25 protein-coding genes, 1 tRNA gene and 1 pseudogene are annotated in these 22,791 nt (G+C 49.5%); 10 read left to right on the forward strand and 17 right to left on the reverse strand.

Annotated features, from left to right (window positions below; translation table 11 throughout):
• Positions 1-14: 14 nt before the first annotated feature.
• The 6 genes from AC2D8L_RS09900 to phnF are packed head-to-tail and all read right to left on the reverse strand — an operon-like array spanning position 15 to position 4,490.
• On the reverse strand, positions 15-824 hold the full coding sequence (locus AC2D8L_RS09900; protein WP_484685321.1) for an ATP-binding cassette domain-containing protein: 810 nt from the start codon (positions 822-824) through the stop codon (positions 15-17).
• Positions 821-1,735, reverse strand: a complete 915-nt coding sequence (locus tag AC2D8L_RS09905; RefSeq protein ID WP_484685322.1) for an alpha-D-ribose 1-methylphosphonate 5-phosphate C-P-lyase PhnJ — start codon at positions 1,733-1,735, stop codon at positions 821-823. The genes AC2D8L_RS09900 and AC2D8L_RS09905 overlap by 4 nt, the downstream gene beginning before the upstream one ends.
• Complete coding sequence (locus AC2D8L_RS09910) at positions 1,732-2,793, reverse strand: carbon-phosphorus lyase complex subunit PhnI (protein WP_484685323.1); 1,062 nt, start codon at positions 2,791-2,793, stop codon at positions 1,732-1,734. Before AC2D8L_RS09910 ends, AC2D8L_RS09905 begins: the two co-directional genes overlap by 4 nt.
• On the reverse strand, positions 2,794-3,327 hold the full coding sequence (gene phnH, locus AC2D8L_RS09915) for a phosphonate C-P lyase system protein PhnH (protein WP_484685324.1): 534 nt from the start codon (positions 3,325-3,327) through the stop codon (positions 2,794-2,796). It abuts the gene before it with no gap.
• Position 3,328: 1 nt separating this feature from the next.
• A complete protein-coding gene (locus AC2D8L_RS09920; RefSeq protein ID WP_484685325.1) occupies positions 3,329-3,757 on the reverse strand; it encodes a phosphonate C-P lyase system protein PhnG in 429 nt (142 codons plus the stop codon).
• 1 nt (position 3,758) lies between these two features.
• The gene (phnF, locus tag AC2D8L_RS09925; RefSeq protein WP_484685326.1) at positions 3,759-4,490 is read right to left on the reverse strand and encodes a phosphonate metabolism transcriptional regulator PhnF; all 732 of its coding nucleotides are present in this window, start codon (positions 4,488-4,490) and stop codon (positions 3,759-3,761) included.
• A gap of 433 nt (positions 4,491-4,923) precedes the next feature.
• Between phnF and AC2D8L_RS09930 the strand changes: the two are divergent.
• A pseudogene (locus AC2D8L_RS09930) lies at positions 4,924-5,724 on the forward strand (terminase TerL endonuclease subunit); the annotation flags it as partial.
• A gap of 33 nt (positions 5,725-5,757) precedes the next feature.
• Here AC2D8L_RS09930 and AC2D8L_RS09935 read toward each other — a convergent pair.
• From AC2D8L_RS09935 to AC2D8L_RS09955, 5 genes are all read right to left on the reverse strand, one after another.
• Entirely contained in the window at positions 5,758-6,540 is a 783-nt protein-coding gene (locus tag AC2D8L_RS09935; protein ID WP_484685327.1) for a hypothetical protein, read from the reverse strand.
• Between the two features lie 75 nt (positions 6,541-6,615).
• Complete coding sequence (locus AC2D8L_RS09940) at positions 6,616-7,584, reverse strand: DUF2971 domain-containing protein (protein WP_484685328.1); 969 nt, start codon at positions 7,582-7,584, stop codon at positions 6,616-6,618.
• A gap of 223 nt (positions 7,585-7,807) precedes the next feature.
• Positions 7,808-8,203 carry a hypothetical protein gene (locus AC2D8L_RS09945; protein WP_484685329.1) on the reverse strand — a complete coding sequence of 132 codons (396 nt, stop codon included), beginning with the start codon at positions 8,201-8,203 and terminating at the stop codon, positions 7,808-7,810.
• 251 nt (positions 8,204-8,454) lie between these two features.
• Positions 8,455-9,189 carry a FadR/GntR family transcriptional regulator gene (locus tag AC2D8L_RS09950; protein ID WP_484685330.1) on the reverse strand — a complete coding sequence of 245 codons (735 nt, stop codon included), beginning with the start codon at positions 9,187-9,189 and terminating at the stop codon, positions 8,455-8,457.
• Between the two features lie 112 nt (positions 9,190-9,301).
• Positions 9,302-9,391: transfer RNA gene (locus AC2D8L_RS09955), tRNA-Ser, on the reverse strand.
• A gap of 271 nt (positions 9,392-9,662) precedes the next feature.
• Here AC2D8L_RS09955 and AC2D8L_RS09960 point away from each other — a divergent pair.
• From AC2D8L_RS09960 to AC2D8L_RS09975, 4 genes are all read left to right on the forward strand, one after another.
• The gene (locus AC2D8L_RS09960) at positions 9,663-9,998 is read left to right on the forward strand and encodes a hypothetical protein (RefSeq protein WP_484685331.1); all 336 of its coding nucleotides are present in this window, start codon (positions 9,663-9,665) and stop codon (positions 9,996-9,998) included.
• A 13-nt stretch (positions 9,999-10,011) separates the two neighbouring features.
• Positions 10,012-10,596 (forward strand): peptide-methionine (S)-S-oxide reductase MsrA, encoded by a 585-nt coding sequence (gene msrA / locus AC2D8L_RS09965; protein ID WP_484685332.1) that lies wholly within the window; start codon positions 10,012-10,014, stop codon positions 10,594-10,596.
• A 3-nt stretch (positions 10,597-10,599) separates the two neighbouring features.
• A complete protein-coding gene (locus AC2D8L_RS09970; protein ID WP_484686386.1) occupies positions 10,600-10,956 on the forward strand; it encodes an MmcQ/YjbR family DNA-binding protein in 357 nt (118 codons plus the stop codon).
• Positions 10,957-11,024: 68 nt separating this feature from the next.
• Positions 11,025-11,594, forward strand: coding sequence for a DUF2799 domain-containing protein (locus AC2D8L_RS09975; RefSeq protein WP_484685333.1), 570 nt, complete (start codon positions 11,025-11,027; stop codon positions 11,592-11,594).
• Positions 11,595-11,647: 53 nt separating this feature from the next.
• On the opposite strand, the gene AC2D8L_RS09980 is transcribed toward AC2D8L_RS09975, so the two are convergent.
• From AC2D8L_RS09980 to AC2D8L_RS09995, 4 genes are all read right to left on the reverse strand, one after another.
• Positions 11,648-12,283, reverse strand: a complete 636-nt coding sequence (locus AC2D8L_RS09980) for a peroxiredoxin (RefSeq protein WP_484685334.1) — start codon at positions 12,281-12,283, stop codon at positions 11,648-11,650.
• A gap of 146 nt (positions 12,284-12,429) precedes the next feature.
• The gene (locus AC2D8L_RS09985) at positions 12,430-12,630 is read right to left on the reverse strand and encodes a hypothetical protein (RefSeq protein ID WP_484685335.1); all 201 of its coding nucleotides are present in this window, start codon (positions 12,628-12,630) and stop codon (positions 12,430-12,432) included.
• A 146-nt stretch (positions 12,631-12,776) separates the two neighbouring features.
• Complete coding sequence (locus AC2D8L_RS09990) at positions 12,777-14,384, reverse strand: SulP family inorganic anion transporter (protein ID WP_484685336.1); 1,608 nt, start codon at positions 14,382-14,384, stop codon at positions 12,777-12,779.
• 100 nt (positions 14,385-14,484) lie between these two features.
• Positions 14,485-15,090, reverse strand: coding sequence for a TetR/AcrR family transcriptional regulator (locus tag AC2D8L_RS09995; protein ID WP_484685337.1), 606 nt, complete (start codon positions 15,088-15,090; stop codon positions 14,485-14,487).
• A gap of 76 nt (positions 15,091-15,166) precedes the next feature.
• Between AC2D8L_RS09995 and AC2D8L_RS10000 the strand changes: the two genes are divergently transcribed.
• On the forward strand, positions 15,167-15,571 hold the full coding sequence (locus tag AC2D8L_RS10000; RefSeq protein WP_484685338.1) for a DUF4345 domain-containing protein: 405 nt from the start codon (positions 15,167-15,169) through the stop codon (positions 15,569-15,571).
• 55 nt (positions 15,572-15,626) lie between these two features.
• Here the strand turns inward: AC2D8L_RS10000 and AC2D8L_RS10005 are convergent, their stop codons facing one another.
• Together AC2D8L_RS10005 and AC2D8L_RS10010 are read right to left on the reverse strand one after the other, a co-directional pair.
• Positions 15,627-16,457 carry an amino acid ABC transporter permease gene (locus AC2D8L_RS10005; RefSeq protein WP_484685339.1) on the reverse strand — a complete coding sequence of 277 codons (831 nt, stop codon included), beginning with the start codon at positions 16,455-16,457 and terminating at the stop codon, positions 15,627-15,629.
• 60 nt (positions 16,458-16,517) lie between these two features.
• Positions 16,518-17,315 (reverse strand): transporter substrate-binding domain-containing protein, encoded by a 798-nt coding sequence (locus AC2D8L_RS10010; protein ID WP_484685340.1) that lies wholly within the window; start codon positions 17,313-17,315, stop codon positions 16,518-16,520.
• Between the two features lie 222 nt (positions 17,316-17,537).
• Here AC2D8L_RS10010 and speA point away from each other — a divergent pair, with 222 nt between their 5' ends.
• The 4 genes from speA to speB are packed head-to-tail and all read left to right on the forward strand — an operon-like array spanning position 17,538 to position 22,732.
• Complete coding sequence (gene speA, locus AC2D8L_RS10015) at positions 17,538-19,427, forward strand: biosynthetic arginine decarboxylase (RefSeq protein ID WP_484685341.1); 1,890 nt, start codon at positions 17,538-17,540, stop codon at positions 19,425-19,427.
• Between the two features lie 26 nt (positions 19,428-19,453).
• On the forward strand, positions 19,454-20,665 hold the full coding sequence (locus tag AC2D8L_RS10020) for a saccharopine dehydrogenase family protein (RefSeq protein ID WP_484685342.1): 1,212 nt from the start codon (positions 19,454-19,456) through the stop codon (positions 20,663-20,665).
• Between the two features lie 19 nt (positions 20,666-20,684).
• Positions 20,685-21,869: a carboxynorspermidine decarboxylase gene (locus AC2D8L_RS10025; RefSeq protein WP_484685343.1), complete on the forward strand. Its 1,185-nt coding sequence runs from the start codon at positions 20,685-20,687 to the stop codon at positions 21,867-21,869.
• A gap of 11 nt (positions 21,870-21,880) precedes the next feature.
• Positions 21,881-22,732, forward strand: coding sequence for an agmatinase (gene speB, locus AC2D8L_RS10030; RefSeq protein ID WP_484685344.1), 852 nt, complete (start codon positions 21,881-21,883; stop codon positions 22,730-22,732).
• The last annotated feature ends 59 nt before the right edge of the window (positions 22,733-22,791 follow it).

Here is a 22,791-nt window from a genome sequence, read left to right on the forward strand (position 1 = left end):
TGTGTCATGATGGCCTAGAGTTTTGCGTGAACCAGTTGCTGGGTATAGGGATGTTGGGGATCTTGGAAGACCTGATCAACAAGGCCCTGCTCCACAATTTGTCCCGACTTCATCACAATCACCCGATCCGCCATGGTGCGAATAACACCAAGATCGTGGCTGACGATGACCATGGTAATTTTGCGTTGTTGCTGAAGCTTTTTTAACGTGTCGAGCACCAAAGCCTGCACAGAAACGTCCAAACCGGTTGTAGGTTCATCCAGCAATAATAGTTCGGGTTCTAGCGCGATGGCTTTTGCAAGCTGCACCCGCTGTTGCATCCCACCGGACAATTCGATCGGCGGCGCATCCATGCGGCTCAGCGGGAACTCACTTGAAGCTAAAGCATCTTGTGCCTTTTCCCGAAGCACCGCAAAACGACGTTCGCCCGCGATCAGCAAACGCTCGGCCACATTGCCAGAGCTTGAATGTTTCATCAGCAACCCTTGATGCGGGTTTTGATAAACGATCCCAATATGACGCGACCGGATTTGCAACTGGGCAAATCGATCAAGTTCAAACAGGTTCGTCACGTCTTTTCTTATGTCGAGTTGATAGTCGCCTATATCAGGTTGCTCTTGTAAATTCATCATGCGTAAAAGCGTTGACTTGCCGGACCCACTTTCGCCCACAATGCCCAACACTTCGCCACGATATACTTCAACCCCGACATGGTCGACCGCCACCACATCACCATAGCGCTTGGAGATGTTTTGCATGGTTAGCACGGGGTCGTCCGCAACAAATAAGGGTGCATTTAGCGCATTTTGGTTCGCGTTTTTCATGATTGCCACTGCCCTTCTTTATACCATGTGTCCCCAATTTTGTTAGGTTCGCCGCTCTTCGCGTCTAAATTTTTGATGCCCAGATTGCTGTCAGATACTTCGAACGACGACGATCCATCATCATTTGGAATTTCATTCATAAAGAAGCCGCGCAACCTTGAGCGTTCGCACACAAAATCATGATGGTCTTCAACTTTGTATGGCACATCTGAAAACACCAGCGGCTCGACCTTGGTGTATGGCGGCACGGCAAAAATACGCTTTTCACGGCCTGCTGAAAGAATGGTGAGATTGTCCGCCATATTCAATTTTGGCACGTCCCACCGCGGAATCGGCGAAGGGGTCATAACGTGTCGATTATTGACCATTGAGGGATAACTCGCCCCCTGCATTACCCGTCCGGAGCGTACAATTTGCTCGTAAAGCTGCAACCACATCCGGCTATAGTTTGCGTCCGCATGCATTTGCCTGGCAATCGACATGTTTGGTTCTACAGACCGCAGGGGTTCCGGGTTTGGCACCTGCAAAACAAGCACCTGATCGCGGGTTAACTTTTCTTCGGGTATACGGTGGCGAGATTGAATGAGGTTTGCTTCAAGCGTGTCCCATGTCGAGTTCGCATCGGTCACCGTTGTGAGGAACTTGCGAATTGAGGCGGCATTCACGCTGTCATCTGCCCCTTGGTCGATGACTTTGACCACCGATTTGGGATTTAACAGGGTCAGGGAAATCTGCAACCCGCCTGTGCCCCAACCGCGCGCCATTGGCACCTCTCGGCTGGCATAGGGCATTTGACAGCCTGGCACGGCCACGGCCTTTAGCATTTTACGCCGAATTTCGCGCTTTGCGGATGCATCTAGAAAGCCGTAACTAAGCGGCTCCCACGCTTTACTGAGTGATTTGAGTTTCATTCTGCTGCCTCCATTTTGGGCACGCTGTTTTTCTTGTTCGCGTCCCGCATCGCATCAAGGCTAGATTGGAACGTCACGTAGTGCGGCAGTTTGAAATGAATACAGAAACCAGAGCTTTCCACGCCTTCTGTGTGATAAAGGAAGAATTCTTCCTCAACCGCTGAGTTCTTCTCCGCCCCATCCGCATTCAGATCCAATGTCGCAGCAGAGATGCATTTGACTTCGTTCCACCCAAATGTCGCTGAAAATCCGCGCTCCAACTTGCCGCTTTTGGCCTTAGAGACGACCTCCGCTTGGCTGATTTTGACACGGCCTGCGCTGAATTTGGTGCCCGAGGGGTGTTCCACTTCAATTTCTGCTTCGGACAGTCTCAACTCGCTTACTGTTGGGTGCGCTTGTCCATATCCGCGCATGGCGGAATATCCCAAAGCAAGCACGCCGCCTGTGTCTGCCCTCGCCAGACTTTGCAAGCGATGGGCGCGCTTTGCCGGAAACAGCAAAGGCTCGCGTGTTAGATCGGGAATGTCTTCAATTGGGGTTTCATCCAAGTCGCTTTGCGCCACCAACTGCTGATCCGCGAGCCAAGTGCTCACGCTGGGCTGGTGTCTGGGCGCTGGCTTTTCTGCTCGCTCAACTGGCATGGGTTGAACAGTTTCCCCGGTGAGAACTTGGGTGGCAAGCAGCCGGTGTGAATAGTCAAGTGATGGGCCAAGCAACTGACCACCCGGAATATCTTTAAACGCTGCGGATATGCGGCGCACCACATGTGTACCGCTTTGGGTAACAGGAGCAGCTATAGCAATTCTTGGTTGCGTTGTGCGCCAAGCCCGCAACAGCAAAACAGCCTCGTGCAATTCGCCGCCTGCCTGCGCCAGCGCAAGCGCTGCAACATCGCGATCATAAAGTGATGCTTCGCCCATCAGGCGATCCACGAGATAGGGCAATGCATCACGTATTTTTGAAACTTTTTCGAGCGTTAAGTCTCCAATTTCCTCGCGGAACAAACGCTCGGATTGCTCGATTGCGCGCTCGCCGCCACGCGTTGCAACATAGGCCATCTAACCCACCTCAATTTGTGTTGAACGCGGCAGCGCCACGATTTGATTTTTGTAAATGATGACCATGTCAAAACCCATCGGGTATCGGATTTGCTGTGCCCGCAGGTGCCAAACCGTTTGTCCTAACCGCCAATCGCTAATGTTTGTTTTTCCCAAAATACCCGGTCCTGAAAGGGACAATGGAAGACCATCTTCGCCGCTAACATTCACAATCAATGTCGCGCCATCATCTGGATAAAGGTCAGAACCTAACATCAGCTTTGGGATGATCTGCGCCGCATCCACCGCATCGCAAAAGACATATTCAGCCCTTTCAGCGGGCACTAAATGAGCCCCCGTTTCCAAAATATTAGAGCTAAGAGCGGCGTTTGCGGTGAATGCAGTGCATTCACGATCCAATAAAGCCAAGATGATGCTTGAAACCCCGGTTTGGGGAATTTCAAACGCCTCGCCAGGCCGCGACATTGCTTTCAATAACGCGTCAAAAGCCGCATTGGCGATGACTTCCTCATCATTTCTAATCGGCACGGCCATGTTAGAATGTCTCCATATTCACGCGCGTCGCTTCGACGGCCCGCATCTGATCATCGTCAATTTGAGCAAGGTCTGATGTTTGTCGATCAGCAAAGGCATCTATGCGATCAACGCCTAGTCCTGCTTGCCAAGCCACATCGATAACGGCCATCGCCATTGAGGCTTCCAGATCACGCCCAGTACGCATGCCATAACCATCAACATTGTGCGCTTTGATGTGGGCTTCGCTGACCAATACTTCGCCGAGGTGAAACGATGTCCCAACCACCGTGTCTTGCATGGGCAACATGACAAGGCCAGTGCGATTTTGAATGACCTCCACCTCGCCAATTTGCGCAAGCAACTCTTCTGCTAGGCTTTTCAATGCGCTGGCTTCAGCACGGGCCAATATGTTCAATATCGCGGCATGGCGTGTCTGTTTTTCGGCCATTCTAGGACTCCAAGGTATTTTCGTTTACGTCTGCTTTAAATGTGAATTTCACCCGTGCGCCTGCCCACGCGACTTGCGAGTGGTTGATCGGCACGCCGTCCAATGTGGCGTCTGTAGCGCTCACGACCATCACGGGCATCTGCCGATGTTGTTCAAGCGCATTGGCTTCATTTGCCCGCGCCTGCCTTGTGTAAATTGAAGTGTCAGTGCGGACATAATCTTGAATGCCGTAGCTCTTATAAGTGTCCGTTAAGGAGCGAAACTGAGCACGCTTATTGACAAAGTCTGGAAATAATTCGACCGGCTTATAAGCGGTGACGAAGGCTACGGGGATGCCGTCCGCGGTCTTTAAACGCTCAAGGCAATAGACTGACGCGCCGGGCTTGATGTTCAGCGCATTTGCGATCTTTTCAGAGGCGTCAACAACACAATGGCCCAGCAATTTGCCACCCGGAGCAAGTCCTTGCTCAATCAGGTTTTGGCGGAACCTTGTGCGGCGGCCAATGACGTATTTAATGAGTTCACGCGTTTCGACATAGGTACCGCTGCCCTGATGGGTTCTGACTTTACCTTCAAGCGCCAACGCCGCCAGCGCGCGCCGTACAGAATGGCGACCCGCATCAAATCTCGCCACTAGCTGCGGCTCGGTCGGCAATCGCTCACCCGGCTTTAAGACGCCAGTTGCAATATCCGCATCAAGCGCATTTCGAATTATCATCCATTTGGAGGTCATCTGATTTCTCAAATTCATTCGGATGAATTAATCATATCGGTTGCACGCAACATTTATGTGACGTGCGGCCGAAATTTGAGAAAGGCGTGATCAGTTTGTCGAGAAATGTGACGCGTTTATCCGTGGTGCAAATTGTGCGTCACCTGCCTTTGATGTATCGCATCCAAGCCAATGAAGATGTCACCGCACCAAAAACGAAATTCTGGCGCGGTGACATTTACCGCCCTACAAGATCGGGAACTATGACTTGTGGGAGCCAAAGTGTGATGCCGGGCACCTAACCGGCGATAAACAATGCACCAATGGAAACATTTGCCGATGCCCAATAGATTACCATCAGAATTGAATACAAAAGCTTTCGACTAAGTCTATCGCGCGCTGGACGATGCAGATGCGTGGGACGAAAAAGGTTTGGTAAAACTGCAATCCGGCGCTTGGTGATTTTCGGTCACTTGAAGAAATGCGAGCAGCAGCCGTTCGGGCGCAGCATATGCCCGCATTCGAAAGCACGTTTCGCAATCTCTACCTCAATCAGCGCATTGATGCTGAAGCACGGTTTTTCAATGGTGCTGAGTGGAAAGAATGCGATGGTGAGGTTGATTTAAAGGCACTAGAGGGTCGTCCCTGCTATGGCGACCTTGACCTCTCTACAGCGCGAGATTTGACCGCCCTTGTGATGGTGTTTCCAGGCGATGCAGGCGGATTTGATGTGGTGCAGCATTTCTGGTTACCTAAAGAAGGTTTGCGCGACAACGAAGACGAAGACCGCGTTCCCGACTGCACATGGGCGCAACAAGGCTTTTTGGAAACGCCACCCGGCAAGTCAGTTGATTATCGGCATGTGGTGCAGCGCATGGGCGAACTGGCCAACAAATACGACATCAAAGCTATTGCCTATGACCGTTGGCGGATAAACGACCTCATGCGCGAAATGCACGACGAGCACGTGGAAATTGAACTGAGCGAATTTGGCCAAGGTTACAAAAGCATGAGCACGGCCATTGAAGAGTTTGAACGGTTGATGATCAACGCGCGGTTTCGGCATGGTGACCAGCCAATATTGAAATGGAACGCCAGCAACGCGGTGGTGACGATTGATCCAACAGGTGCGAGGAAGCTTGACAAATCAAAATCCCGCCAACGGATTGACGGGATTGTGGCGTTGGATTTGGCGAGACGGCATGAATTGCAAGAAGCACCAATGTGTTTAGTAGATGGGCCACTTGTTTTTTGACGCATGGGTCTTTGTTTTCTGAGAAACTGCAGATTATTTCGGAATTACTTCCTTTTGATTTTTCGAATCGCTTTCAGAATACTTGGCTTGTGACCCGCCAGCGATCTTTGCTGGTTGATGGTCCAATATTATTCCCCTCAGAATGCTTAGTGCCTCGTCGATATAAATCCTTGTGTTGCCGCCCTTTTTGCTTACGTCCAAAGCGGTTTTTAAGTTTCCCTCGGCGTCGGTGATGTCCTTCCCAAACGACCAAATTTCTTCACGCGCTGCTTCTTGCGCCAATCCTTTCATCTCCTCGAACTCACGCGGTGTGGGTGCAATTTTTTCGTAGGCTCCAAGTAAACGAATTGCATTTGCAAGTTTGTCCGCTGGTTGCTCCAATCTGGCGAATTTTTGAAGTTCCGGCTTCAGACTTTCCAGTTCAGTTTTAAGGTCATCTCGCTCATTCGCGACTGCTTCATACTCCGCGTTGCCGTTCTTAATGCGTGTGAGTTTTGCTTCTTTAGATGCAATCTTAGTTTCTTCGTCGAGCTCATGTTCTCGGTGTTTCAAACGAATATTTACACGCCTGTTTTTTGGCATAGACGTCAAAGTCTCAACACCGACAGCGATCCACGGCATTAGCAGTAGAAGCGCGGTCCCAGCAACAAGTGGGATTATAAATGCATTTAGAAAGTTCAAAGAGGCAGTGAACTTTTCGAGACGGTCTGCGGCTTCACCGCCACCCCAAAAAAGCAAGAATATCGCACTCCAATTGGTCGCGATCCATGAAATTCCAAATGATGCATAAACTGGATTGCGAAGGCGATCAGCCATCGCATCGGAGACTGGTTTTAATAAGCTATGCGGCATAAAATGACTTTCAAAAAAACTTGAACGGCTGTTTTTGGCTTAAGTTCTTAGCGGAATATCAGATAAGAATATCTTGTCTTCGGGATTAGGGACGCCCAACTCTTTCAACAAATCCGCAAAAACTGCCTTCAATTCATCTCCACGATTTGTTGGTCCAATTATGATCCGGTCCAAAAGTGTCGCAGGACTTAATCCCGGGAACGTGTCAATAGCTGGCCAAACCAGAGACAGCTTTTGGACAACCTGTAGAGTTCCCCCAATCATCTCTTGTTCTGTTTTGACCAATTCTGTTGGCTGTGTGTAGGTTGGCATGTTGATTACACGCCATTCCTGCTCTTCAGCGAAACCCGGATGTTTCACACAGATAACGGTCATCAGAAACGCCCAAAAGACCCTATTCAAAAATTCGCCCCGCTCCATCTTTTTTAGGACAGCAGAGCTGTCTTCGAAATTTTTTGCGAGTCGGGCAGTTTGAGTTTCGAAGTTCTCGCGATTCAGGTACGCGACAGGGCTTGAAAAAACATTTGTGAGATTGGCTTCCGAAAGGAACGGGGAATTGTTTAAAACTAGGGCAACTCCGTTGCGAGAAGCATACGCTCGCCACATTGAAAGTCTGCCCATTAGATTTTCGGGTTTTTCGTGCACTGAGAGACAAGAAATGTAGCAGTTGGTAGCGATGTTCTCGACCCAACCGTCAAAGTGTTTTTCGATTTCCTCTGAGATGCCATCGTGAATTGAGGCGATTGCCGTTTTCAGTCGGTTGCCGACCTTGGTTTTTGCATAGGTTGACGTCAACAGTTCAAAACCGTACTCTGCCTCCTTGTAATCATTAATCAGGCGTAGATTACGAAGCCAGATTTCCTTGTGTTTCAATATCTTGTATGCGGAATCTGCGGCACAGTAATGAACTAACCGTTTGTTCAGTACCTTAACATTGCGAGTTTTTTCTGCGGCATAGGGGTGAAACAACGCAGCGTAAAAATCGTTGTTGTAATCGTTGCTAGCCAACCTCGTTACTTCCTAAGTCTTACGCCCGGCCCTTCGCTGTTCGATTCTAAAAATATGATGCCAGCTTTTTCTAAAGCGCGACGAACTGCAAGTTCGTTAGAGTCGGTCATGCCCAACTTTCGGTCCGCAGTTCTGCGCGTCGGATTGTTGCGGCGCCTATTGAAGCTTTGTCAGTCAATTCCTAAGCGGTGAATTTCAGCAATGCACGAACTGCTCTAATCTTTCACAGCGCGATATCCACACCAGACAGCGCCTGCATTAACATGCCTTTTTGGCCATGATCGCGTGTAAGATTGTAGACGCGGTGCCAAATGACATCTTTGTTCAGTGGGTCTTCCCCCAAAACCATCGGCGCGATAAGCGTTTCAACAATCGTCTTATTGACCAGGGCCACATTGCCCGGGCCGAAACATTCACCCCAACCTGTAACACCTTCGTCTGTGCTGACTTCGACCAAGTGGGCTGTGCGTTTTTTGTAAAACTGCTGCGAATAGCCCAATTCCTCTGGCAAGTCATACTGCAAGATGTGGCTTTTGATTTTTGTGATTTTCATCATCGCGCCCTTGGAAAAAGCTGCACAGAAGCGATAGACGTCGGCCAGCTCACGCAGGGTTGCCATGGGTGGCAAACATGATTTCGAATTCTGCTCTGCATCTATTCCTCGCTAACTGTCCTAATTTTGGCCGAGAACGACCCTCTCCAAAACTGAACGGTTTGGAGTTTTTGCAATTTTCTCGTTGTGCTATTCCAGATCAGGCGGAACTCAGTCCGCCGCGTGACCGCGTCTTGCCAGACGCACCTCTCCCGTGTCGCAAAGTTGCGAAAACGCGCACATGTTTTGCGTTAGTTTTGGTCGGTTATGAAGAATGACTAGTTGTCGATCCGTCGTCCCAAACGGTCGCTAGCATCATTCAACAATTTCCTCATTCGTTCTTCAGCCACATCAGGCTGGTGTGCAGCAATCGCTTCATAGACTGACCTGTGAAACGGAATTGAGTCTTCATTTTCACGGGGATCCTTATTGGTGAGCCTTATGCTGCTCAAAAGCGCAGAAAAGATCACCCCTTCCATCGCTGCCAAAAACTCATTATTGGCAGCGCTAAGCACAGCCCGATGGAATTTCGCGTCGGCGATGACAAATCCCTCGACGGACGAAATGTCCTTAGACATAGCGTCAACCGCTTGTTCAATTTTCAACAAGCTTTCAGCGTTTGCGCGTTCGGCGGCCCAACGCGCCGCCATAGGTTCAAAAACGACCCGAACTTCCATCAATTGCTTGAAAGTTTCAGCGTTTGGCGGCGCGGATTGAGACCACGCCATAACATCATCGTCCAGCAGTCCCCAACTCGTTCGGGATTGAACCCGCGTTCCAATGCCCCTTCGAACTTCCAGCAGGCCTTTGCCAACCAAAATTTTCACAGCATCACGAACCACAGAGCGGCTCACTTGATACTTGGCCGCAAGTGCTGTTTCATCCTCAATGAGGTCGCCAGGGCTATATGCACCGCCAACCACCCGCCGCCCCAGCTCTTTTGCAACCTGCGTAGAAAGGCTAGGCGTAAGCCCAGCGATTTGCTTTAAATCGTAATACATCATCTCTGTCATATGATTATATTAAACATATGATGTTTAATGAGTCAACACGCAGTTGAAGGTTTGGCGCTGGCAGTGCAATTTGGCACGGCGCAACTCAATTGACATAATTGCTTAAAAAGGATGGCGGAGAGACAGGGATTCGAACCCTGGAGACAGTTACCCGCCTACACGCGTTCCAGGCGTGCGCCTTCGACCACTCGGCCACCTCTCCAGCGCGACAGTAAACTGCCAGAACATATTAATGGACAGGCATAGATCCTATCCATTTTTCGTTGAACGATTTTCTGATTGGGCGAGGCCAAAGAGTTTTGCGTCCATAACATTGCTGTGGCAAATCAATTGAATTTACGCCTGCAATCGGGCGCACTATACTGATCGCGAAACTGATCGCAAGTGTTCACTTATCCGTTGGGCGCTTGAAACGCGTTTTTTGCGCCCCTATTATTGAATTAACGCAACAAAAGCCCCCAAGAAAGTTCACCATGAAGATGATTACGCGCCTTATCGGCTCTTTATTTTTGGCGTTAATGCTGATTTTCATTGTTATGGATGGCGCTAAAATTCTTAGCTCAAATGAATTGGTGTTTTCGCCGCTTGGGCAGGTATGGTTCCAAATTGACCGGGCCGTTGGTAGTTTGACCTTGAACACTTTCCAAGCCGTCGTGCAACGATATGTGCATCCGTTTATTTGGGATCCGATTATTGTAACGGTTCTTGGCGCACCAGCTTGGTTGTTCTGTGCCATATTGGGTGTGTTTTTCCTTTATCTGGGACGCACAAAAACACGCGAACGCTATAAGCATATCGACGAACTATAAGCGAGGCCTATCAATGGATATTAGCGCGACAAATTTTGCTCATCATGTGAACGGCAATCCAATTGAGGGCCCCTATCCTGAAGGCAACCAGTCCATCTATTTGGCATTAGGGTGTTTTTGGGGCGCTGAGCGTTTATTCTGGCGACTTGACGGCGTGTGGGTCACAGCCGTTGGCTATCAGGGCGGGCAGCATGAACACCCGACCTATCAACAAGTTTGCACGGGCAATACTGGACATACAGAAGCTGTTTTGGTGAATTTTGATCCAAACCAAATTTCTTTGGAAGAAATTCTTGTGCATTTTTGGCAAGAACACGACCCGACCCAAGGCAATCGTCAGGGCAATGATGTGGGCAGTCAGTATCGGTCTGCGATCTATTTCACATCACCTGAACAGGAAGCTGTGGTACGCGCAAGTCACGATGCATATACTGCTTCTCTGAAAGCCGGGGGTTTTGGGCCCATTACCACTGAAATCGGCGCTGCGAAGCCATTTTATTTCGCAGAAGAATATCATCAGCAATATTTGTCCAAGAACCCGGGTGGATATTGCGGCCTTAAAGGCACAGGCGTTAGTTGTACAATTGGTGGCGCATAATTGATGTTGTCCAGAGAAGAATTCGAAGCCTATTGCTTCACGCTTCCGCACACGACGCATGTTGTGCAGTGGGGCAATGCATCTGTTTTTAAGATTGGTGGCAAGATATTTGCGCTTTATAGCCGCTGGGACGACGCAGATTGCGACGTCATCAATTTCAAATGTTCTGATCAGTCCTTTGCCATTTTGCCGACTCAGGAGGGCATAGATCCCGCTAAATATTTGGCGCGCGCAAAGTGGGTGCAGGTGCGCGAAGAGGCCGGATGGGACGATGAAACGTTCCACGCCTATATAAAACAAGCCTATGATATTATCGTAGGCAAACTCACTAAAAAGACGCGGTCGGAATTGGGCCTATAATAATGCTTGTGCCAATTGGCACCAATTGATTAAATGCCGCGAAATTTACATTTTTGCGGGTAAGATTTATGAAATTGGCTAGTGCTGTTTTTGGTTTGTTGTTTTTGTTGGTTCTTTCGGGCTGTGCAACCCTGAGCAAGTCACAATGTCAAACTGGGGATTGGCGCGCCATTGGTGAAAATGATGGCCGGGCAGGCTATTCATCAGTTCGCTTCGCTGAACATAATGAAGCTTGTGCAAAGCATGGTGTCACGGCAGATCGAACCCTTTACGAACAGGGGCGTGCGATAGGTCTGCGATCTTATTGTACCCCTGCAAATGCTGCAAGAACTGGGCTAGCAGGGAGATCTTATGGCAATGTTTGTGAAGGTGAAATTGGACTGAGTTTTGCCCGCATTCACCGGCAGGCAAACGACGTTTATTCAATAGATCAAGATATTGAACGCATTCAGTCTCAGATAAGCAGCCTCACAGACAAGTTGGCAAATCCGGCAACACCGCAAACTGAACGGAACCGCCTTGCAAGCGACATCAGGTCTTTGGGTTATGACTTGTCGTCAAAGCAGCGTGAGCGCGCTCGGGAGGACGCAGAATTGCGTCAGGTGCTGCTTGAAGAACAAGCCAGATTATCGAGCTAAAGAAAAGGCGGCCATAGGCCGCCTTTTCTTTTTGTAATGATGGACTTCGAATTTTAAGAAGTTGGTTGTTTAACAACCCGCAAATATGGCTTCACTTCATTCCATCCGTCTGGAAACTTCTTTTTCGCATCGTCGTTTGAAAGCGCTGGCACGATGATAACATCTTCGCCATCTTTCCAGTTCACGGGTGTTGCCACTTGATGTTTGGCGGTGAGCTGCAACGAGTCAACTACGCGCAATACTTCATCAAAATTCCGGCCGGTTGATGCTGGATATTCAATTTTCAGTTTGATCTTTTTGTCCGGCCCAACAACGAAGACAGAACGCACAGTTAGTGTGTTATCCGCTTGTGGGTGGATCATTGAATAAAGATTAGCGACCGATTTGTCTGGGTCCGCGATCAATGGGAAGTTCAGCGCTGTGCCTTGGGTTTCTTCAATATCGTCAACCCAAGCGCGGTGATCTTCAATAGGGTCAACCGAAAGGCCAAGCACTTTAACGCCACGTTTCTCGAACTCAGGTTTCAGCTTTGCTGTATAACCCAACTCGGTTGTGCAAACAGGAGTGAAGTTTTTCGGGTGCGAAAACAAAACCGCCCAGTGGCCGTCAATATAGTCGTGAAACTTAATCCGACCTTCTGTTGTGTCTGCTTCAAAATTCGGGGCTTCATCGCCAATTAGCAATCCCATAATCATATCCTTTCTTAAGAAGTTCTTCTGTCTTTAATATGTGGTGTTGCGCACCAAAAGAGAACATATGATTTTGAGATTATTTTTGCCAAGTTTTGACGATCGCTGGGATTTTATTTTGCGAGCGTTGCTGTGCGTAATTTGCGTTAGAAAAACATGCGCGTGAAGTCCGCCAACACGCGGTCTTGAAAGATCAAAAAAATGACTGCGGGCAGCAGGAATATTGTGAGGGCGAATAGTCGACTGGAAGACACAAATCGGGCCAGCATGTAAGCTAGAAGGCACGCTACCGCAAGGAACAACAGGTCGTTGCCATGCAAGCTCCAAAACCTAGAAAAGCCGCTCATTCGTCTTACACCTAATCTGCCCCCACAGTTGTGATCAAGGATCAGACTAACAATGATGCATGTGTAAGTTAAAAACGAAGCCGATCAGGTTTAATCCAAATTCGCATTAAACCTGATCAATATCGGTGTTTTGCAAGTGTTGCTCGCTAGTGACCTGCGTCTAGGCGTCCAGTTTGCAGATCATAGTCAGTTGCGACCGCATATTCTGGATCGTCCTCAGCGGGCTCTACCAATTGGCCCGCATTTTTCAGCAAAGTCTTACAATCGTTTGATAGATGCCGAAGTTTTAGTTTTGTGCCATTGGCTTCATACTTTGCGGCCAATGCTTCGATCGCTTGTAGACCCGAATGGTCCACAACCCGGGAACCGGCAAAATCAATAATCACGGTCTCTGGGTCTTCTTTCGGGTCAAAGAGAACGCTGAAGCTTTCAATTGAGCCAAAGAATAGCGGCCCTTCAAGCTTGTAGATCTTTTCCTTGTCGCCTTCATGATAGCCCGGCGTTGTTGCATGCATGCGCGTGGATGCGTTCCAGGCGTAAACCAGCGCGGAAACGATCACCCCAACCACTACTGCCGTAGCCAAGTCCGTTGCGACGGTAACCACAGTCACCAACACAATGACAAATGCATCGGCACGCGGAATACGCATCATGATTTGAATGGAGCGCCAAGCGAACGTGCCGATCACGACCATAAACATGACGCCGACCAAGGCAGCTAGTGGGATCAATTCGATCCAGCTTGATGCAAACAGGATGAAGGCCAAAAGGAACAATGCCGCGGAAATACCCGACCAACGGGTCCGTCCGCCAGATTTTACATTGATCATTGACTGACCAATCATCGCGCAACCGCCCATGCCGCCAAAGAAACCGGTGATGAGATTGGCAAGGCCCTGGGCAATGCTTTCTTTAGATGCGCCGCCCCGCGTTTGCGTGATTTCGGCAACAAGGTTCAATGTCAGCAATGATTCAATGAGGCCAATGGCAGCGAGGATTACAGCATATGGCAAAATAATCTGGAAGGTTTCTAATGTCAGCGGCACCATCGGAATATGGAATGAAGGCAAACCACCTTTAATCGATGCCAAATCGCCGACACGCGGCACGTCCAAGTTGAGTACGATCACAGCAATCGACACAAGGCCAATGGCGAGCAGTGGCGCGGGCACAGCTTTGATGTATTTGCCGCCCCAGTGAATAATCATCATGGTGATAACAGTAAGGAAAAGCATCAGGACAAGCGGCATACCCGTCATCCATTCGCCGCCAGCGACCCCATGTCCACCGCCGCTTGCAGTGCCGGGTACTTGGAACTGGCTGAGTTGGGCCAAGAAAATCACAATCGCCAAGCCGTTGACGAAACCCAACATCACAGGATGAGGGACCATGCGGATGAATTTACCCCATCGCATAATGCCGACAACAATCTGAATGAGGCCCATCAGCACCACGGTGGCGAACAAATACTCAATACCATGTTGGGCAACCAGCGAAACCATCACCACCGCCAACGCACCAGTTGCGCCTGAAATCATGCCCGGACGACCGCCTAATGTCGCTGTGACCAGACCAACGATGAACGCTGCATAAAGGCCGACAAGTGGGTGAACTCCTGCAACGAATGCGAAAGCGACCGCCTCTGGCACGAGAGCCAAGGCAACGGTCAGCCCTGCAAGCACGTCAATGCGCAGTTGTGATGCGGACGGCACGCCAAATCCATCGGCGCTTGCGGCTAGAAAACGGTTAAACAAATTAGTGATCTCGCTGATGTGATTGTGGGACAGATCCCACGTTAAACCCCTGAGTTCAGGCGTTTAGCGCAGATTATGCCCGATGGCAAGGAACATCGGGCTATTCGCCTATGAGCACTGGACAAGCGAGGCCGCCCACCAGCATTGTGTAGATATATTCAATATAGTGCGATTGGCCCCAGCCTTTATTTCGCACAAGCTCGAACCATCCATCAAATGAGATGGTAACATAGATCATTTCTGCTGCAGATTTTACGGTCCAGCCGCTCGAAAGTTTCCCGTCATTTTCAAGTTTTAGCGCTATATTTGTGCAAACATCCAAATGTTCGTCTAGGCATTCTTGCCACGCTTGGCCAGCGGCTTGGTCTGTCGCTGCGCCCAATTGCATAGCTCTAACAAGTCCAAAAATATGCGGTAAATATTCCGCCCAGAAAGCGACGTATTCGCGCAACGCTTGCATTGCCGAGCCCTGATCCAAGATTTTTGAGATCCTTTCGTCTACGCCGTATAGTTCATCGACATAGTTGCGCGTGGCGCTGACAAGGTTTGCCCGATTTTCAAACTGCAAGTAGACAGCTTGGCGGGAGACATTTGCAGCGCGCGAAATGTCCACCATGCGCACTTCTTTGCCCGCCCCTTCTTCCAAGAGTTTTCGCGAAGCGTCCAAGATTTTGTTCCGGGTCGATTGGGCTGAACTTGACATCATGTAAAGCAAATACCATATAGCGCCAGCAAGTCAATTTACACGGTGTAAAGTGACGCCGATGTTGAAAGGATAAATTATGTTGGGTTTTCGAGCTCTTTGGATGAAAGGCTTGCTTGGAGTTGCAGGCATCACAGGTCTTATTATTGGTGTTATGGCACTATTCATCCCCGATCAGTTTCACGCTACGGCAGGTATCATCTTGGGCGAAAATGCAAGCCTAAGAAGCGAAGTTAGGGCACCTGGTGCATTACTGATCGTTATTTCCGCCAGCATATTGAGTGCACTTATAGTTGAAGCTTGGCAACGAACCGCACTAGTAGCGACTGCTGCGGTATACCTGTCATATGGTGTCGCGCGCATTTACAGTATCGGTGTGGACGGTATGCCCAGCACGTCGATTTTGAGTGCAATGATTATTGAATTGGCCATTGGGGCAGCCGCGGTTGGCACGCTGTATCTCAAGGAACCCGTTCGGGTTTAAGTTGCTTTTGGCAGGGGGTGCAGAACAGGGCACCCCTGCTTGCAATGCATTCTAGCTAACGCTTGCCCAAGCGACCTTGTTCTTGTGTTCGTCCCATTGCGCGTTCCAGCCATCGCACAATAAGGGTCAGCGAAATGGTCATAACCAAATAGAGGAACGCCACGACATTGTAAGTTTCGAAAAACTTAAATGTTGAGGCCGAATAGACTTTGCCCAACTGGGTGATGTCTTGCACCCCAAGCACAGACACCAAGGCGCTATCCTTGATCATGGCGACCAACTCGTTGCCCATGGGCGGCAAGATCAGTTTGAAAGCCTGCGGGGCAACCACAAGGCGAAAAGTTCGCCAGCGACTTAGGCCAAGTGCCTTTGCGGCCTCAACCTGCCCCTTATCTACGGACTCGATGCCGGCTCGGAAAATTTCGGCAATAAAGGCCGAATAAGATATCGTCAGCGCGATAATGGCACGCCATGTAAAATCAAAGCCACGCACCGTCATTTTGCCAAATAGGCCCATCTCGATCAGCGGCGCGCATATCTGGTTGAAAATATCGACAAACCAAGGTGCGCCGACAAAGGCGATGTAAAACAGCAAAACCAACATGGGCACGCCGCGCACAATTTCAATGTAAAAAGTCGCTATCTCACGCAAAATACGGAACGTCGAAATGCGCCCAAGCACAACAATAGTCGCCAAAATCACACTAAGAGTAAAGGCAACCAGCGTTACATAAAGGGTTGTTGTGATGCCCCGACTAAGAGCGAAAAATATGGTTTGATATCCCTCGTCCGCCACCAGCGACCAAAAAACGAGCGCAGCGCACAATATGGCGACAAGCAACCAATAGGGCACTTCGCGCTTGGACGAACTTCTGGTTGGGGACATCAAATTTTGATTCTTTATCGGAAGAGGAAAAGTGCCCGCTAGAAGCGGGCACAATTGGGTCTATTGATTTACTTTATACTCGAAGAACCACTTCTGGTTCAGTTTTTCCAATGTGCCATCGTCCCGCATTGACTTAAGCGCTGCGTTTATTGGTCCAACAAGATCTGATCCCGGCGTTAGGATGAAACCAAAATCTTCAGTACCCAGCGCATCGCCAACAACTTTGAACGCACCCGGGTTCGCGCCCATATAGCCTTGCGCCGATGTGCTATCCATCAACACTGTGTCCACGTCGCCGGTTTTAAGCGCCTGCACACTTGTGCCAAATGTTTCGAACAATTTGATACGCGGGTTCGCTTCGTCGCCATCCAGCATGTCGTACACCGCCACATAGAAATTGGTCGTGCCCGGCTGTGCGCCAACCAGCAAACCGCCATCCGCTGCAAATGATTTTGCATCAGCAAATCGTTCCTCATCCGCGCGAACCAACAAGAATTGTTGTGATGTCATATAGGCTTCGGAGAAATCGATCTGGGTCGCGCGCTCCTCGGTGATGGTAATGCCGTCCATACCAACATCAAACTGGCCGTCTTTCACGGCTTGGATCATTGTGTCCCAACTTGAAATCTGCCAATCGACTTTTGCATTTAGGCGTTTTGCGATTTCGTTGAATGCATCATATTCCCAACCGATGCCTTCGCCGGTTTTCGGGTCTGCAAAGTTAAGTGGCGTATAAGCGTTTTCAGTTACCGCAACGATCGTCCGCCCGTTCAAGTCCGGCAGATCGGCTGAAAATGCCATTGATGTAAGGCCAATGACAGCCGCTGTCGCTGCCCCGATTAGTGTGGTGAATTTCATGATGCACTCCACATGTTGTTGTGTTGGTCTGCTTTTTGTTGTTGGGTAAAACCTTAAAAGGTGAAACCGCACTTGAAAAGCCCAATTGCGACATCACTCAAATTGAGGCTCGTTCTCAAATTTCAGATTGACAACCACAATGCTTGTCTGATTTGGAATTTCTCTGCACGCTGGCAAATTTTGAATGGCCGTGTTTTCCCAAATTAAACTGGAGATCATAGATTGGAAACTGAATTGGGCGCCGACATTTATGGCATAAGCAAATGGGGTCATAAGATCCTCACCGTCTTGCCAAATGGCGATGCGGGCTTGGTCGATGTTCAAAATTCCAATGCAACGCCTGTCAGCATTCCTTCGGTTGTAAACGACCTTTCTGAACGCGGCATCAAGTCCCCAATTTTGTTGCGAGTGAACTCGTTTCTTGAGAACTCATTGATCGAACTCAACAATGGCTTTGCTAATGCCATCAAAGAATACGAATATGATGGCGCTTATCGCGGCGTGTTTCCTATTAAAGTCAACCAACAGGCCGAAGTGGTTGAGCGGATTGTTGAGACCGGACGCCAGTTTAATTATGGACTGGAAGTTGGCTCGAAGCCCGAATTGCTGATCGCGTTGTCGCAAAATCTTGCGAAGAAAAGCTTGCTGATCTGTAATGGGGTAAAGGACGAAGAATTTATCCGCCTTGCCATTCTGTCCTGCAAAATTGGTTTCAACACCATCATCGTGCTGGAAAGCCCCAAAGAACTTGACCTTGTTATTCGGGTTTCCAAAGCATTGGGCGAAAAACCAAAGCTGGGTGTTCGCATCAAACTGACCCATCAAATTCAAGGCTTTTGGGCAGAGAGTTCGGGCGACCGTTCAAGCTTTGGCATGACGACCGACAATGTGGTTGCGGTTGTTGAAAAGCTCAAGGCTGAGGGTATGGACGATTGCTTGATCCTTCAACATTCCCATTTAGGCTCACAAATTTCGGACATCATCGATGTACGCCGCATCGTAAATGAAGCATGCCGGTTTTTCACTGAGTTGAAGAATTTAGGTCTGCCGTTGGCGTTTTTGGATCTGGGCGGCGGTCTTGGTGTCGACTATACGGGTGAGAAACAATCCAACGAAAACTCGGTCAATTATAGCCTGCCCGAGTATTGCGAAGCGATCGTTGAAACGGTCAAATACGCGATGGATGAAGCTCGAATTCCGCATCCGCATTTGGTCACCGAAAGTGGCCGCGGCGTTGTCGCCCTGTCTTCGATGCTGATCTTTGATGTGTTGGACACGACGCTTTATGACAGCAAAACTTTGCCCAAAGTTGAGGCCGATGACCATCACCTGATCCACGATCTGTTGGCTATTCAAGAATATCTATCTTCCAAGCGATTGCAGGAGAGCGTGAACGACGCGATTTATTATCGCGATGAAGTGCGCGCCCTATTTCGGCGCGGCAACATGGACATCAAGTCATTGGCTCAGGCCGAAACAGTGTTTCGGTTCCTTGTCGCACGTTTCAAAGAACTTGCTGCTAAAGACGAAATCGCGCCGCAGCTTGAAGAACAGCTGGGCAATTTCGCCGATATTTATCACGGAAATTTCTCGCTTTTCCAATCGCTACCGGACGTATGGGCGATTGATCAGCTTCACCCCATTATGCCGCTGCAACGTCTAAATGAAGTGCCGCACCGGCGGGCTGTTCTTTCCGATATCACTTGCGATTCAGATGGCAAGATCGACAATTTCGTGTTGGCGGATGGCATTTCAAAAACCCTACCCGTGCATGATATTGCGGAGGACGAAGCCTATTATATCGGCGTGTTCTTCGTAGGCGCTTATCAGGAAACGTTAGGCGATTTGCACAATCTGTTTGGGGACACCAACGTGGTCACGATAGCGCTGGGCGAAAACGGCGATTTCGACCTTTTACACGAGGTTGAAGGCGATACAATTGCTCAAGTTTTAGAATATGTTGAATTTGAAACCCAAGCTTGCTTGGCCGCCTTTAGAAAGCGCGTGGACAATGCGGTTAGCCGGAAAGAATTGACCATTTCTGAGCGACGTGTGTTGATAGCAGCATATAAAGACAGCCTTAGCGGCTATACCTATTTCGAAAACGAATAGATACCTCAGGAATGAAGGACAATTTGATGGGCAAAACACTTGTCATTGGCGCCGGGGGCGTAGGATCAGTAGCCGTTCATAAAATGGCGATGAATAGTGATATTTTCACCGACATTACCTTGGCCAGTCGGCGCAAGTTTAAATGCGACGACATCGCCGCCTCCGTTAAGGAGCGCACTGGGGTTGAGATTAAGACAGCCCAAGTGGACGCAATGGATGTGGAAGCAACCGCTGCACTGATCAAACAAGTGGGTGCAGATCTCGTGGTCAATCTGGCGCTGCCCTATCAAGATTTGGCGATCATGGATGCGTGTTTGAAAGCTGGCGCCAACTATATGGACACCGCCAACTACGAGCCAGAAGACAATGCCAAGTTCGAATATCACTGGCAGTGGGCTTATCAGGACAAGTTCAAACAAGCTGGTTTGACCGCCATTTTAGGTTCTGGTTTTGACCCCGGTGTAACATCCGTGTTCGCCACATGGTTGCGCAAACATAAGTTAGAGACGATCCGGCAGATTGATATTTTGGACTGCAATGGCGGGGACAATGGCAAAGCCTTTGCGACCAATTTCAATCCCGAAATCAATATTCGCGAAGTAACGGCACCAGCCCGACATTGGGAAAATGGCGACTGGGTTGAAAGCCCTGCCATGACGACAAAACATGCGTTCGACTTTCCCGCTGTCGGGGAAAAGAACATGTATTTGATGTATCATGAGGAACTAGAAAGCCTAAAAACCCACTTCCCGGAAATTGAACGCGCCCGTTTTTGGATGACCTTTGGTGATGCCTATATCAACCATGTCACCGTACTACAAAATGTTGGCATGACCTCCATTGAGCCAGTGATGCATGACGGCAAGGAGATCATCCCTTTGCAGTTTCTCGCGTCGGTTTTGCCAGACCCAAGCGATTTGGGCGAGTTGACCAAAGGCAAGACATGTATTGGCGATATTGCAACTGGCAATGCACGCGATGGCGACGGCGAAAAGACCTTCTACATCTATAATATTTGCGACCATGAAGAATGCTATGCAGAAGTTGGATCACAGGCTGTGGCCTATACAACTGGTGTACCAGCAATGATCGGAGCGGCGCAGTTCCTAAAAGGCAATTGGACCCAACCCGGCGTTTGGAACATGGAACAGTTGGACCCAGATGACTTTATGGACATGCTCAACCAACATGGTTTGCCGTGGCAGGTAAAAGAGCTGGACGGCCCAGCATCGTTTTAACCGGAGGAAGGGCGCGGACATGAGTGAATTTGGGTTGCCCCAGTCGGGCGATGAAGGCGCATTTGCTAAGTTCGATTTATTCAGTGTGCCCTCGCCTTGCTTTGTGGTCGATGAGGTTGCGATTGAGCGCAACCTCGCCATCTTGGCTGACGTTAAAAAGCAATCTGGCGCTAAGGTGCTGTTGGCGCTCAAAGCCTTTTCCATGTTCTCGCTGGCCCCGCTGGTCCGCCAATACTTGGATGGCACATGCGCTTCCGGCCTTTTTGAGGCCAAGCTCGCGTCCGAGCATTTTGGCGGATCGCTAACGACATTTTGCGCTGGTTATAAGGCTGAAGACCTGCCCGAAATTATTGGGTTAAGCGACCATTTGATTTTCAATTCTGTGGCACAGAAAAATCAGTTTATGCCGATAATTGAAACGGCACGGGCGAATGGTAACGGTGTTAGTTTGGGATTACGCATCAACCCCGAACATTCCGAAGGCCATACCGAAAAATACGACCCATGTATGCCCTGTTCGCGTTTGGGCATTCCGGTTTCGCAACTCACCGAAGACGACCTTGTCGGCATTGATGGGTTGCATATGCATACATTGTGCGAGCAGGGTTTTGAGCCGCTGGAGCGCACTTGGCAGGCGGTTCTGCCAAAAATCGAACCCATTTTGAAAGACATCAAATGGATCAATTTCGGTGGCGGGCATCACATAACGCGGGCTGATTACAACCGGGACGGATTGATTGAATTCATCAAGACCATTCGCTCGACTTATAATGTTGATGTCTATTTAGAACCCGGCGAAGCCTGCGCCATTGATGCAGGTGTTTTGGTGGGGGAAATATTGGACCTGCCCGTGAACGACAAGCAATTGGCGATCACCGATATCTCCGCAACATGTCATATGCCTGATGTAATCGAAGCGCCTTATCGGCCAGCCATGCTTGGGGAAATCGAAGATGGTGCAAGCTATTTAATGGGTGGCCCTTCTTGTTTAGCCGGGGACGTAATCGGCGACTATCGCCCCGCCAAGCCATTTGAAATTGGCGATCGCTTCGCATTTTTGGATCAAGCCCATTATTCGATGGTCAAGACCAACACGTTTAATGGCGTACCTCTGCCCACAATCGCGATTTGGAATTCAACCACAAATGAGGTCCGAATTGTGAAGCGATTCGCCTATGCGGATTTTGAACAGCGTCTCTCATAATTGGAACCGATATGGCCGACTTTCTGGATAGTGAACTGACCTCCGATGAACGCGAAATTGCTGGCGCAAAATTTGTGATTATCCCCATGCCGTTGGAGCGCACCGTTTCGTATGGCGCAGGCACAGCGAAAGGGCCAGATGCGATCATTGAAGCATCCAACGAATTGGAACGGATTTGCCCTGAAGGCGAACCTTGTTTGGGCGGTATTACAACCGTTGAACCGATTGGTTGCGACGGCCCGTTGCCAGAAGTGATGCAACGTCTGGCGACACAGACACAGATGGTGGTTTCCCAAGGTAAAATCCCGGTCACGCTTGGCGGTGAACACTCATTGACCTACGGCGCGGTAACAGGCGTCGCAAAAGCACTTGGGCGCAAAGTTGGTATCATCCAAATTGACGCCCATGCAGACTTGCGCGTTGCTTATCAGGGTGAAAAGCACTCCCACGCATCGGTAATGAACCTATTATGCGAAGATGGGCATTCACTCGCTCAATATGGGGTTCGTGCCCTTTGTCAGCAGGAAGTAGAGGCGCGGGCAAAGTTCGGCGTCACGTTTATTGATGGCGAAAAATTGGTCACTAAAAATGTCAATTCAATTCCACTACCCAGTGACTTCCCAAACGATATATATATCAGCTTTGATGTGGATGGGCTCGACCCTTCCATCATGCCCGCAACAGGCACCCCGGTGCCGGGCGGATTGGGATATTATCAAGCGCTAAACATTGTTAAGTCCGCACTTCGCGGTCGGCGCTGCGTTGGCATGGACATTGTGGAACTCGCGCCTAATCGCGATAGCCAAGCGTGGGACTTTACGACGGCGCAAATTACTTATCGAATGATGGGCATGGTAGCTTAATATACCTCGCGGTGCGCACCGTATTTTCGATGACGCGCTAAACCCGCGCTATCGAAAAT

The organism is Maritalea sp. YIW29 (assembly GCF_057219265.1).